This window comes from Synechococcus sp. A15-62 (genome assembly GCF_014280075.1).
GTDB lineage: Bacteria > Cyanobacteriota > Cyanobacteriia > PCC-6307 > Cyanobiaceae > Parasynechococcus.
On record NZ_CP047950.1, the window covers coordinates 799,794 to 811,500 of the forward strand.

General features: G+C 63.4%; 15 protein-coding genes. 10 read left to right on the top strand and 5 right to left on the bottom strand.

Annotated features, from left to right (window positions below):
* Positions 1 to 18 precede the first annotated feature (18 nt).
* From ffh to SynA1562_RS04390, 4 genes are all read left to right on the top strand, one after another.
* The gene (gene ffh, locus SynA1562_RS04375) at positions 19 to 1,506 is read left to right on the top strand and encodes a signal recognition particle protein (RefSeq protein WP_186494890.1); all 1,488 of its coding nucleotides are present in this window, start codon (positions 19 to 21) and stop codon (positions 1,504 to 1,506) included.
* A gap of 78 nt (positions 1,507 to 1,584) precedes the next feature.
* On the top strand, positions 1,585 to 1,992 hold the full coding sequence (rpsP, locus tag SynA1562_RS04380; RefSeq protein WP_115133001.1) for a 30S ribosomal protein S16: 408 nt from the start codon (positions 1,585 to 1,587) through the stop codon (positions 1,990 to 1,992).
* A gap of 8 nt (positions 1,993 to 2,000) precedes the next feature.
* Positions 2,001 to 2,996 carry a PhoH family protein gene (locus tag SynA1562_RS04385; protein WP_186494891.1) on the top strand — a complete coding sequence of 332 codons (996 nt, stop codon included), beginning with the start codon at positions 2,001 to 2,003 and terminating at the stop codon, positions 2,994 to 2,996.
* 68 nt (positions 2,997 to 3,064) lie between these two features.
* Positions 3,065 to 3,796, top strand: a complete 732-nt coding sequence (locus SynA1562_RS04390) for a Bax inhibitor-1 family protein (protein WP_186494892.1) — start codon at positions 3,065 to 3,067, stop codon at positions 3,794 to 3,796.
* A gap of 86 nt (positions 3,797 to 3,882) precedes the next feature.
* Here SynA1562_RS04390 and SynA1562_RS04395 read toward each other — a convergent pair whose 3' ends face one another.
* Positions 3,883 to 4,404 (bottom strand): hypothetical protein, encoded by a 522-nt coding sequence (locus tag SynA1562_RS04395; protein ID WP_186494893.1) that lies wholly within the window; start codon positions 4,402 to 4,404, stop codon positions 3,883 to 3,885.
* A gap of 75 nt (positions 4,405 to 4,479) precedes the next feature.
* On the opposite strand from SynA1562_RS04395, the gene era reads away from it, so the two are divergent.
* From era to larB, 6 genes are all read left to right on the top strand, one after another.
* A complete protein-coding gene (gene era, locus SynA1562_RS04400; RefSeq protein WP_186494894.1) occupies positions 4,480 to 5,415 on the top strand; it encodes a GTPase Era in 936 nt (311 codons plus the stop codon).
* Positions 5,416 to 5,453: 38 nt separating this feature from the next.
* Positions 5,454 to 6,356, top strand: a complete 903-nt coding sequence (locus tag SynA1562_RS04405) for a phytanoyl-CoA dioxygenase family protein (RefSeq protein ID WP_186494895.1) — start codon at positions 5,454 to 5,456, stop codon at positions 6,354 to 6,356.
* A 21-nt stretch (positions 6,357 to 6,377) separates the two neighbouring features.
* The gene (locus tag SynA1562_RS04410) at positions 6,378 to 6,839 is read left to right on the top strand and encodes a phycobiliprotein lyase (RefSeq protein WP_186494896.1); all 462 of its coding nucleotides are present in this window, start codon (positions 6,378 to 6,380) and stop codon (positions 6,837 to 6,839) included.
* A 6-nt stretch (positions 6,840 to 6,845) separates the two neighbouring features.
* Complete coding sequence (gene trmD, locus SynA1562_RS04415) at positions 6,846 to 8,051, top strand: tRNA (guanosine(37)-N1)-methyltransferase TrmD (RefSeq protein ID WP_186494897.1); 1,206 nt, start codon at positions 6,846 to 6,848, stop codon at positions 8,049 to 8,051.
* Between the two features lie 63 nt (positions 8,052 to 8,114).
* The gene (locus SynA1562_RS04420; RefSeq protein WP_255445773.1) at positions 8,115 to 8,495 is read left to right on the top strand and encodes a TIGR03792 family protein; all 381 of its coding nucleotides are present in this window, start codon (positions 8,115 to 8,117) and stop codon (positions 8,493 to 8,495) included.
* Positions 8,492 to 9,166 (top strand): nickel pincer cofactor biosynthesis protein LarB, encoded by a 675-nt coding sequence (gene larB / locus SynA1562_RS04425; protein WP_186494899.1) that lies wholly within the window; start codon positions 8,492 to 8,494, stop codon positions 9,164 to 9,166. The genes SynA1562_RS04420 and larB overlap by 4 nt, the downstream gene beginning before the upstream one ends.
* Before the next feature lie 4 nt (positions 9,167 to 9,170).
* Here the strand turns inward: larB and SynA1562_RS04430 are convergent, their stop codons facing one another.
* The 4 genes from SynA1562_RS04430 to SynA1562_RS04445 form a co-directional block, all read right to left on the bottom strand.
* Positions 9,171 to 9,329, bottom strand: a complete 159-nt coding sequence (locus SynA1562_RS04430) for a hypothetical protein (protein ID WP_186495457.1) — start codon at positions 9,327 to 9,329, stop codon at positions 9,171 to 9,173.
* Positions 9,330 to 9,427: 98 nt separating this feature from the next.
* A complete protein-coding gene (locus SynA1562_RS04435; RefSeq protein WP_186494900.1) occupies positions 9,428 to 10,387 on the bottom strand; it encodes a DUF1517 domain-containing protein in 960 nt (319 codons plus the stop codon).
* Between the two features lie 18 nt (positions 10,388 to 10,405).
* Entirely contained in the window at positions 10,406 to 10,624 is a 219-nt protein-coding gene (gene thiS / locus SynA1562_RS04440; protein ID WP_186494901.1) for a sulfur carrier protein ThiS, read from the bottom strand.
* A 3-nt stretch (positions 10,625 to 10,627) separates the two neighbouring features.
* Positions 10,628 to 11,686, bottom strand: a complete 1,059-nt coding sequence (locus SynA1562_RS04445) for a thiamine phosphate synthase (RefSeq protein WP_186494902.1) — start codon at positions 11,684 to 11,686, stop codon at positions 10,628 to 10,630.
* Positions 11,687 to 11,707 lie beyond the last annotated feature (21 nt).

Here is an 11,707-nt window from a genome sequence, read left to right on the forward strand (position 1 = left end):
TCCAGGGGCGTAACGCCGATGTTCGACGAGCTTTCAGCCCGTTTTGAGGATGCGGTCAAAGGGCTGCGCGGCCAAGACAGCATTAGCGAAACCAACGTCGATGGGGCTCTGAAGGACGTCCGTCGGGCCTTGCTTGAAGCCGACGTCAGCCTGCCGGTGGTGAAGGAGTTCGTGGCTGATGTCCGCGACAAAGCCGTTGGTGCCGAGGTGGTGCGCGGTGTCAGCCCGGATCAGAAGTTCATCCAGGTGGTCCACGAACAGCTGGTGGAGGTCATGGGGGGCGATAACGCTCCTCTGGCCAAGGCGGCTGACGCCCCCACCGTCGTGTTGATGGCCGGTCTTCAGGGTGCTGGTAAAACCACCGCAACGGCCAAGTTGGGCCTCCACCTCAAGGATCAGGGACGTCGGGCCTTGATGGTTGGTGCCGACGTCTACCGACCAGCCGCCATCGAGCAGCTGAAAACGCTCGGTGCTCAGATCGATGTGGAGGTGTTCAGCCTCGGTGCTGAGGCCAAGCCTGAAGACATTGCGGCCGCTGGTCTGGCCAAGGCGAAGGAGGAAGGGTTCGACACGCTCCTGGTCGACACCGCCGGTCGCCTCCAGATCGACACCGAGATGATGGAGGAGATGGTGCGGATCCGCACCGCTGTGCAGCCCGATGAGGTGCTGCTGGTGGTGGATTCGATGATCGGCCAGGAAGCAGCCGAACTCACCCGCGCCTTCCACGACCAGGTGGGGATCACCGGTGCGGTGCTCACCAAGCTCGACGGTGATTCCCGTGGAGGTGCCGCCCTCTCGATCCGCAAGGTGAGCGGTCAGCCGATCAAGTTCATCGGCACCGGCGAGAAGGTTGAGGCCCTGCAGCCGTTCCATCCCGAACGGATGGCCAGTCGCATCCTCGGCATGGGTGACGTGCTGACGCTGGTGGAGAAGGCCCAGAAGGAGGTCGAACTCGCCGACGTCGAAAAGATGCAGAAGAAGCTGCAGGAGGCGACGTTTGATTTCTCGGACTTCGTCAAGCAGATGCGCCTAATCAAGCGCATGGGCTCGCTGGGGGGTCTGATGAAAATGATCCCGGGCATGAACAAGATCGATGACGGCATGCTCAAGCAGGGGGAGCAGCAGCTCAAGCGCATCGAGGCCATGATTGGTTCGATGACCCAGCAGGAGCGGGAAAATCCCGACCTTCTGGCGAGTCAACCCTCAAGGCGTCGCCGGATCGCCAGCGGCAGCGGTCATCAGGCTGCAGATGTGGACAAGGTGCTGGCCGACTTTCAGAAGATGCGCGGCTTCATGCAGCAGATGAGCCAGGGCAACATGCCCGGAATGGGCGGAATGCCGGGGATGGGTGGAATGCCGGGGATGGGTGGAATGCCGGGGATGGGTGGAATGCCGGGAATGCCCGGAATGAGCGGCATGCCTGGAGGTGGTGGTCGTCCCGGTCGTGGGGGACCACCGAAGCGACAGCGACCCGCCAAGAAGAAGAAGGGCTTCGGGGACCTGTGAGGGCGGAACGGTATGGTGGTTGTTTGGCAGGCGTTTAGGCGCCGCCGGACCACCTCTTTCCTTCACTCCAGGGCCACGATGATCAAGCTCCGCCTGAAGCGGTTTGGCAAGAAGCGGGAAGCGAGCTTCCGCCTCGTGGCCTGCAACAGCACCTCACGTCGGGACGGTCGTCCTCTGCAGGAGCTGGGCTTCTACAATCCGCGGACGAAGGAAACGCGTCTCGACACCGAGGCCATTCGTGAGCGTCTGGGTCAGGGTGCCCAACCCACTGATGTGGTGCGCACGCTGCTCGAGCGCGGCGGTCTTCTGGAAAAGACCGTGCGTCCTGCCGAGACCGTTGGCAAGGCCAAGCAAGCGGCCAAGCGTGAGGCTGATGCCAAGCAAGCCGCCAAGGAGGCTGCTGAGGCCAAGGCTGCAGCAGCTGAAGAGAAAGCTGCAGAAGCTGAAGCTTCTGATTCCGCAGAATCCGAATCCACCGAGGGCTGATCATTCCGGTGTCTGACGACGGCGAACGCGGCCGTTTCGTTCTCGACCTGCCTGATCCCGATGCTGCACTGGCCTTGGCTGGTGAAGCGGAAACAACCCTGCATCGCCTGGAAGCTCTGACAGGAGCCTCCATGGTGTTGCGGGGTCTTCAACTGGTGATCACCGGGCGGCCAACGCAGATTGAGAGGGCTGCTGCGGTTGTGGAATTGGTGCGCCCGATCTGGCAGGACGGCCAGTCGGTGTCACCGGTGGACCTCCAGTCGGCGCTGGGAGCGCTCAACACCGGCCGCGGCGATGACCACGCCGCTATGGGCGAGCAGGTGTTGGCGAAGAGCCAGAAGGGCAATCTGCTGCGCCCGCGCACCCTGCGCCAGAAGAAATACGTGGATGCCATGGAGCGCCACGATCTCACCTTTGCCCTCGGCCCTGCCGGCACCGGCAAAACCTTTCTCGCCACCGTTCTCGCGGTTCGGATGCTTACCGAACGCAAGGTGGAGCGCTTGATTCTCACCCGGCCGGCCGTTGAAGCTGGGGAGCGGCTGGGGTTCCTGCCCGGCGACCTGCAGCAGAAGGTGGACCCATATCTGCGGCCGCTCTATGACGCCTTGCATTCCCTGCTCGGCGCGGAGAAAACCACTGTGCTGCTGGAGAAGGGTGTGATTGAGGTCGCTCCCCTGGCCTACATGCGGGGCCGCACCCTCAGCGATGCCTTTGTGATCCTGGATGAGGCGCAGAACACCACGCCGGCCCAGATGCGCATGGTGCTCACCCGTCTTGGAGAGCGTTCGCGAATGGTCGTGACCGGTGACATCACCCAGGTGGATCTGCCCGCCACCGTGCAAAGCGGTTTGGTGGAGGCATCCGAGGTGTTGGAGGGCGTTGAAGGGGTCGCTGTCTGCCGCCTCACTGCGGCGGATGTGGTGCGTCACCCTCTCGTGCAGCGGGTGGTGGAGGCCTATGCCCGACGGGACGAACGCAAAACGCCAAAAGTTCAACGTCGATAGGGAGATCCACACCCCAATCCCTTGTCAACGCTGGCAGGATGTGATGAGTCTTTGGTGACCTGGTCGACATGCCAGCAAGCAGCAATTTCCAGGAGGCGATCCGCGAGGCGCAATCGAGTGCCCTCGTCGGCCCCAACGTTGTCAATAAAGCGCTGCCCTACGTCGGCGGCGGCATGGTGCTCACCTCAATCGGGGTGATTGGTGGTCTCTCGATGATGGCGACACCGCTGTTCATGCCCCTGTTCTGGGTGGCTGTGATAGGCAACCTGGTGCTGTTCTTCGTGGCGCAGAACGTCGCCTTGAAGGGCAACAACGCCACAGCCTTGCCGCTGTTGTCGATCTACAGCTTGATCACCGGGTTCACCTTGAGTGGTCTCGTGGCTTTGGCGGGAGCCGTTGCGGGTGTGGGTGCGGTCGGCACCGCTGCCCTGGCCACCGGCATCACCTTCGTGATTGCCTCGATCGTCGGCCGCCGCATGAGCGATTCCGTTGGTCAGGCGCTGTCCGGCGTGGTGGGTCTCGGCCTGGTCGGCCTGATCCTGGCGATGGTCGTCCAGTTCATCGGCGGCATCTTTGCCCCTGCCATGTTCCATGGCACCAGCTTTGAGCTGATGATCGCGGGCTTTGGCACCGTGCTCTTCGTGGGAGCCGCCTTCGTCGACTTCTACACGATGCCCCGCTCCTACCGGGATGACCAATATCTGGCAGGCGCTCTGAGCATGTACCTCACGTACATCAACCTGTTCATCTTCATCCTGCGTCTGATCATCGTGCTCAACGGCGGTGGTCGTCGGGACTGATCGTCGCGACTGACGATTTCAACGCAATCGCATCATTCCTTGCCCCGGCCTGTCCGGGGCTTTTTTTGTGGCTCAGCCTTCAACCTTCAGCCCTCCGCCACGGTATAAACGCTGTCTCCAATGGCTTGTTTCTGCTCGGCGTCGTACCCCCACTTCTCCAGGAAGGCGACGTCCTCACCGCGGTTGTCGAGTGCTGCGGCCAGCAGTTGCTCTAGGCGCTCTTTCACCTCCGCTGGTTCCAGCAGCCTGAGCAGTTCAATGCAGCGGCTGCTGACCCGCTCCGAGCCGGCCTGCTGCACCTCATCTCCCGCGCGCTGGTGATGAACGGCCATGGCAGTGCTCATGGCCAGATTGCGAACGCTCAGATCCACAACTTCAGAACCGGCGCCGCGCAGCTGACCGACGACGGCGTCGGGCAACCGATCCATCAGCACGCTCTCGCCCGCCAGGCTCACCACGAAAAATCCCCGGGCCCCATCGCGGCTGGCCACCATTTCACCGATGCGGTCGGCCAGCACCTCATCGCTGATCTCCTCGTTGTCCCACTGCAGCAGCCAGGCCGCTGTGATTTCCATGGCCTGCTGGAAGGTGGGCTGCTGATCCGCCATGGACCTGTCCAATTCCTGCTCTCAGGCTATGGGTCGATTCAACGGGTTGATTCAACGGCGGCGCAGACTTAGAAGATGCATGCAACTCCCCTGCCAGAGGATTACCGCTCTGGCTTCATAGCACTGATCGGTCGCCCGAACGTGGGCAAATCCACGCTGGTGAATCAGCTGGTGGGGGAGAAGGTGGCGATCACATCGCCCGTGGCCCAGACCACCCGCAACCGACTGCGGGCCATCCTCACCACTAAGGTGGCCCAGATGGTGCTGGTGGACACGCCTGGCATCCACAAGCCCCACCACTTGCTGGGGGAACGGCTGGTGAAGAGTGCCCGCAGCGCCATCGGTGAAGTGGATCTGGTGGTGTTGCTGTTGGAGGGGTGCGAGCGCCCGGGGCGCGGTGATGCCTTCATCGTGAATTTGCTGCAGCAGCAGTCCCTGCCGGTGCTGGTGGCCTTGAACAAGTGGGACAAGCTGGCGGAGGAGCGCCGCGCTGAAGCGGAAGAGGCCTATGCCGCTCTGCTGCAGGAGACGAATTGGCCGGTGCACCGCTGCAGCGCCCTGTCAGGCGATGGCTGCGCAGATCTCACAGCAGCGATGGCGGCTCAGTTGCCCTTGGGGCCACAGCTGTATCCGCCCGAGATGGTGAGTGATCAACCGGAGCGGGTGCTGCTGGGGGAACTCATTCGCGAGCAGGTGCTTCTGCACACGCGGGAGGAAGTGCCCCACAGCGTTGCCGTCACCATTGATCGCGTTGAGGAGTTGCCGGCCAAGGGCAAGGGTGCGGGTCGGACGGCTGTCTTGGCCACGGTTCTGGTGGAACGGAAAAGTCAGAAGGGAATCCTGATCGGCAAAGGCGGGGCGATGCTCAAGACGATCGGCCAGGGGGCGCGGCTGCAGATGCAGGTGCTGATTGATGGTCCGGTGTATCTGGAGCTGTTCGTGAAGGTGGTGCCTGATTGGCGCAGTAAACCGGCCCGCTTGGCGGAGCTGGGTTACACGGGAGATCAATAACTGCCCGCTTGATGGCATCAGCGCGTAATGTCGCGCCCATGCTTTCGCTGCTGACGCGCACCAAGAGCTTTCGGGACCCCTGGGTCGGTCACCCGGATCTGAACCGACGCTGGCAGCTGCATCGACGCCGGGTTCAGCTGGCCGAGACGCTTTGTCTTTGGAGGCGGCTGCTGCGACCAGCTCAGCTGGCCAGCCTGGAGCGGGATGGCTTTGTGGTGCTGGAGAACTTTCTGGCGCAGCCGGAGTTTGAGGCCTTGCGCGATGAGGTGGAGACCGTGGTGGCTCGCGCCTCACGCTTGCATCCGGCACCGGACAACAGCCGGCCTGGTTTTCGCCCCAAACAACCCTTCCCCGGGGGGTTTGACCGTTTCGATGGAGGAACCCTCAACCGCTTTCTGCACATCGACCCCGAGCAGATGCCTCGGGCCGCTGCCTTCTCCCATGACCAGCGGCTCAGTGCGGGATCGCGCCAGGTCATCGGCTTGCCGATGAATCCGCGCAAGCTGGACATCTACCTCACGCTGCACGGCGAGGAGGCCCGCACGCCGGATCTGCAGAAGGTGCTGCATCGGGATACGTTCTTCCGAGCTCTGAAGTTCTGGTTCTTTCTTCGGCCGGTGCAACCCCAGGACGGCCCCTTCGAATACGTGCCGGGCAGCCATCGTCTCGATTCGTCCCGCCTGCGTTGGGAGCAGACCACAGCCATTGCAGCTGCCGAAAAACGGCGGCAGCCGGATGTGTCTGGATCGTTCCGCATTCGCGAAGAGTCCTTGGCCGAACTGGGTCTGCCAAGGCCTGTTGCCCTCACCTGCCCTGCCAACACCCTGGTGCTGGCGGATGTGTTCGGCTTTCACCGGCGCGGAGCCGCCGCCCATGGTCAGCAGCGGCTTGCGCTCTACGGCTGGAACCGCCCTTATCCCTTCCTCCCCATCAGTTGGTGATCCGGCTGAGAGGATGGGCGCATGAGTGAACAAGCCTTTCCCCCGGAAGACCCTGGCTCCTTTCTGAGCCTTTGCGACGGGGAGTGGATGAGCCTTCGCAGTTGCTTTGAGCTGGCTGCTGGTGGTGATGACGAGTGGCACAGCAGCGAACGGGGTGAACTCACCGTCCGCTGCGTGAGCGAGCAAGGGGCGCTCGGCCAACTGCAGGTGCAGGCCCCTGGTGGAACCAGCAGCACCCTCACCTTCGCTGCTGATGGACGGCTGATTCTTGATGGTGATTCGCCAGGCAACTGGAGGTTCTGGCCTGACGGCAGCATGGAGCTGAACCTCAGCCGGGCTGACGGCGTGCAGGTTCAGGAGCGGATCTGGTTCACGCGGGCCAACCTGCGCCTGCGCAGCACCACGGCAGTGGATGCCCAGGGCACACCGGTGCAGGGCAGTTTCTGCACGGACATCCGCAGGGTGTCCAAACCCGCGGCCTGAGGCGGCATGGCGCCCTATCGCCTTGATGTGGTGAGCCTGGCGCCGCAGGCGTTTGCTCCTCTGCTGGAGCTGGGGGTGATCGGTCGTGCCTTCAACGCGGGCATTGCCGAGTTGCACCTGCACAACCCCAGGGACTTCGCCACGGATCGCCATCGCAAGGTGGACGACGAGCCCTATGGGGGCGGCGCCGGCATGGTGCTTAAGCCTGAGCCGGTGTTCGCCGCGATGGAGGCGATCCCCCGCAGTCCCCGCAGCCGGGTGCTGTTGATGTCACCGCAGGGGCGTCCCCTCCTGCAGGCAGATCTGCAGCGTTGGTCCACCGACCACGATCAACTGGTCTTCCTCTGCGGTCACTACGAGGGCTTCGACGACCGGATTCGCGGCCTGGCCGATGAGGAGGTGTCAATGGGTGATTTCGTCCTCACCGGTGGTGAGCTGCCGGCGATGACGGTGATCAACGGTGTTGTGCGCCTGCTGCCCGGCACGGTGGGGACCGCCGATTCCCTGGTGGAGGAAAGTCACAGTGCACTCCTCCTGGAACACCCGCATTACACCCGCCCCGCCGACTTCCGCGGCATGTCCGTTCCGGATGTGCTGCGCAGTGGCGACCACGGTGCCATCGCCCGGTGGCGCCAGGAGCAGCGGGAGCAGCGCACCCGCGAGCGGCGGCCCGATTTGTTTGCCCGCTGGCAGACCGCGACAATGAACAACCCTTCAGATCCCGGCATGGAGCTGCGCATCGGCAACGGATACGACATCCATCGGCTGGTGCCCGGTCGGGCCTTGATCCTGGGGGGTGTGACCCTCGACCATCCCGATGGTCTTGGTCTGGATGGCCACAGTGATGCCGATGTGTTGGTGCATGCCGTGATGGATGCGCTGCTCGGGGCCCTTGCCCTCGGCGACATCGGCAAGCACTTCCCCCCCACCGATCCCCAATGGAAAGGGGCCGACAGCTTGAAGCTGCTGGATCAGGTGGTGAAGCTGGTGAAGGAGCGCGGCTGGTCGGTAGTGAACATCGATGCGGTGGTGATTGCTGAGCGCCCCAAACTCAAGCCGCACATTGCTGAGATGAGCAGCCGGATGGCGTCTGCGATCGGCATCGCCCCCGATGCCGTGGGTGTGAAGGCCACCACCAATGAAGGCTTGGGTCCGGAGGGACGGGAAGAAGGCATCAGTTGCCAGGCTGTGGCTCTTCTGCAGCGGAGCTGAACCGTGCATCACCTCCGGTTTGTACTGCTTAGGGTCATCGCACCTTGTTTGGCGCTGGTTCTCTTGTTGGGCGGGCTTTCGGAGACAGAGGTGCGGGCAGAGTCCGACCCGACACGTGGTGACGTGGTGGCTGTGGTTGAGCACCTGCGGCTGCAGGTACCCCGGGAGAGCCGTGATCAATGGATGGCGGCGGAACGCGGCAGCTGGGAGCCTTGGCTGAACCAACAGCCTGGTTTTCTGGGTCGTGATCTGTTCTGGGATCCGGCCACCGAAGAGGGAACGCTGCTGATTCGTTGGAGCAGTCGTAAGGCTTGGAAATCCATCCCCATGGCCGAGGTGGAGACGGTTCAGGAGCGCTTCGAGACGCTAGCCCGTGAGGCAACGGGGCAACGCCAGGGCAACCCGTTCCCGCTGGTGTTTGAAGGGGAACTGTTGCCGCAGTGACCACGCCGGACGCTCGCCTCGATCTGCAGCGCCGCCAGCGCTTGGGCATGGTCGAGGCCGTGTGGGGAGAACACAAGACAGCCGATCAGATCGTCGCCATCCTTGAGAGCTTTGCCGCAGCAGGAGAACTGGGTCTGGTGACCCGGGTGGCTCCCGAAAAGGCGTCACGGGTGTGTGAGGCGTTGCCGGCGGTGGAGCTGCATGCCGATGCTCGCTGCCTCACCCTGGGTGCACTGCCTCCTGCGCCTGCGCCACCGGCTGCGGTGGCGGTGCTCAGCGGAGGCAGCAGTGATCGCACGGTGGTGGCGGAGATCAGCTTGGCACTGCGTTGCCATGGCATCGGCGTGGATCCTGTGATGGATGTGGGGGTGGCTGGATTGCGCCGCTTGCTGGATCAACTGCCCCGTCTCGCTACGGCGCGGATCCTGATCGCCTGCGCGGGAATGGAGGGTGCGTTGCCGACGGTGCTGGCTGGGCTGGTGCCGCAACCCGTGATCGGCGTCCCGGTTTCCGTTGGCTATGGAATCAGCGCAGGGGGACGAACCGCTTTGGAAGGAATGCTTGCCAGCTGTGCCCCAGGGCTGACAGTGGTGAATATCGACAACGGCTACGGCGCAGCCATGGCTGCATTGCGGATGCTCAGGGGCTGTGCCCCGGATGCTTCAAGCTGAGGCTTCAAGCCGCAGCGGAAGGGTCGATCTGGCCGAGACGCTGCAGCTCAACGCTGTTGTGATCACACTCCACCTGCTGAAGCGCATGCACAAGAGCATCCAGATCAGCCTGCGCCAGCTCGCCGTCCTGTTGCCATTGCATGGAGCGGGGGTCGGGAGCCAACGCTTGAAGTACGCAATCTAATCAAGCCAAATTAGGCCTGATCGCTGGGGAGAAATACTCAGAAAACCTGTAGATGAGCCATCAATGGCTCTGGCGTCTCAGAGGTGCTGGAGGTTGGGGTAAGCCGTCACCAGGTCGTTAGCGCTCAGCACATCTCCACGGCCTTCCGGTTGCCAGATCACTTCCAGGGCCATGAGTTCACTTGAGGCTGTGGAACCAAGAATGCGCAGGGTCTGGCGCAGATCTTCACCGGTGTCGGACCCGGAGAGCTTGGCCGATGCCGTGGAGGCCACCAGCAAGGTCACAACGATGAATTCGTTGGTGGCATCAGCGTCTCCAGTGCTGTTACTCGAGTCCGTCGTCCGCTGTCCGCCGACGTTGCTGGTGAGCTCAGCGTCCAGCTTGCTGCGCTCGTTCATCGAGAGGCGATTGAACGTTGATTCAGCCGAGCTGAAGGGAACGCTGCCGCTCTCGGCATTGGCGTAAACCCAGAGGTCCGGTTGGCGCAGCAGGGCCAGGGTTGTTTCCTGTAGCAGCCTCTGCAGACCGGCGGAACTGCTGGTGTCTGAGGAGGCGGCCAAGGAGCGCAAATCATCCTGCAGGGATTTGGCACTGGCCAGCAGGCCCACCTGCACCTGAATCATGTTCACGTTGCGCGGCATGGCCGGAGCCGCAGCAGCACCACCGATTGAGGGGGCATTGCCAACGCCACGAAGGGCGTTCACCAGCACACCTGCAACCGCCATCAGGATCAGTAGACCAAACAGTCCACCACCGCCGAAGCCGAAGATGGGGATGAGGAAGGGGAAGCCAAGTCCGCCGCCGCGGTAACCACCCCCGCGGTAACCGCCGCCGTAGCTGCCACCCCCGTAGCTGCCACCTGATCGGGGCATCGAGGGAGCGCGGAAGCTGCCGCCTCCCATTCGCCCACCGCGGGCGGCATCAGCCGGCTGTGCCTGAAACAGGCAGAGCCCCACAATCACCAGCGGCAACAGCAGTGATGCGAGCAGTCGTCGGGATCGCGTCAACAGTCGGGGAGTGGCCACAGCAGCGCCCACAGCATTGATCCGACGACTCTAGGAACCACCACCAACGATGGTGACGATCTCAAGGGTGTCGTCATCCTTCACCACGATGCTGTCCCAGCGGCTGCGGGCTGCGATCACGCCGTTGTGCTCGGCGACCACCAGCTGGGGGTTGTTGGCTAACAAGGCAACAACGGCCGCCAGGCTGGCGGGCTCCGGTGCTGGATCCAGCACTCGGGTTTCACCGTTGACCATCAGGGTGAGAGGCATGGCTCAGATCGGGGCTTGGTCCAGCTGCTGGAGCAGGTGCCGAGTGGCCTGCCCGCTGTCATTGGCCTGCATGATCGCGCCGATCACCGCCGCGCGCTGGCCCCCGGCCATGAGCAGTGCCGGCAGGTTGGCCGGAGTGATTCCACCGATGGCGAAGACGGGGCGTTGGCTGATCGCCATGGCCTTGGCCAAGAGCTCAACACCCACAGGGTTCCGTTCGGGTTTAACGGCTGTGGAATGGATCGGGCCGAAGCCGATGTAGTCGATCGGCTCCTGCTGAGCCTGATGAACCTGATCGATGCTGTGGGTGCTGCGGCCCAGGAGCCGATCAACGCCCAACAGATCGCGGGCCACCTCGCTGGGCATGTCCTCCTGGCCGAGGTGCACCCCATCCGCATCCACCGCCAGGGCCAGGTCGACACGGTCATTGATCAACAACAGCGCCCCGAAGTTGTTGCAGAGCTTCCTGAGCTGCTGAGCCTCCTGGAGGCGTTCGCGGTCGTTCCCCGCTTTGCAGCGGTACTGCACCATCCCTACGCCATTCCTTAGGGCGGCCTCCACCCGATCGGTCAGGTCATCGCAGGGGGTCGTGATCAGGCAAAGGCGAGCGTCCTTGAGCTTGTTGCGTCGCCTTGCTCCCAGGGTTGCGTTGAGGCAGGTCACCTCCAGGTCGTAAAGCCCGTAGCGGATTGCTGCGGCTTCAGCGGCCAGCGCAGGATCGATTGTGCGGCCGTATTCCTCAAGCACTCGCAGCGCCTCCTGCACCCGGGCGCAGTTGGCCGCCACCACGTGGTCGGGGCTGTGGCGATCGAGTTGGGCCGGATGCTCCAGTCCGGCGCCGGTGTCGGTGCTCGTGGAGCGAGCCTGCTTGTAGCTGTCGTGATGCAGTCGCCCCAGCCGTTGCCGCCAGTCCTTGAGGCGCACCACCAAATCCTGTTGCTCCAGCCCGAAGCGGCACCAGTCTTCGACCACCCTCAGGCCTTCCCGGGCACGGTCGAGGTTGGCGTCGATCAGGCGTGCCACCCGTGGATCCAGGAATGTCTCGCTTGGGGTTGGATTCATGGCACCCTGTGGGCAACGGTT

Coding starts and splice junctions, on each gene's coding strand:
- ffh (WP_186494890.1), top strand. CDS start 19: ATGTTCGACGAGCTTTCAGCCCGTTTTGAGGATGCGGTCAAAGGGCTG.
- SynA1562_RS04390 (WP_186494892.1), top strand. CDS start 3,065: ATGCCAGCAAGCAGCAATTTCCAGGAGGCGATCCGCGAGGCGCAATCG.
- trmD (WP_186494897.1), top strand. CDS start 6,846: ATGGCGCCCTATCGCCTTGATGTGGTGAGCCTGGCGCCGCAGGCGTTT.
- SynA1562_RS04395 (WP_186494893.1), bottom strand. CDS start 4,404: ATGGCGGATCAGCAGCCCACCTTCCAGCAGGCCATGGAAATCACAGCG.
- era (WP_186494894.1), top strand. CDS start 4,480: ATGCATGCAACTCCCCTGCCAGAGGATTACCGCTCTGGCTTCATAGCA.
- SynA1562_RS04445 (WP_186494902.1), bottom strand. CDS start 11,686: ATGAATCCAACCCCAAGCGAGACATTCCTGGATCCACGGGTGGCACGC.
- SynA1562_RS04405 (WP_186494895.1), top strand. CDS start 5,454: ATGCTTTCGCTGCTGACGCGCACCAAGAGCTTTCGGGACCCCTGGGTC.
- SynA1562_RS04410 (WP_186494896.1), top strand. CDS start 6,378: ATGAGTGAACAAGCCTTTCCCCCGGAAGACCCTGGCTCCTTTCTGAGC.
- thiS (WP_186494901.1), bottom strand. CDS start 10,624: ATGCCTCTCACCCTGATGGTCAACGGTGAAACCCGAGTGCTGGATCCA.
- rpsP (WP_115133001.1), top strand. CDS start 1,585: ATGATCAAGCTCCGCCTGAAGCGGTTTGGCAAGAAGCGGGAAGCGAGC.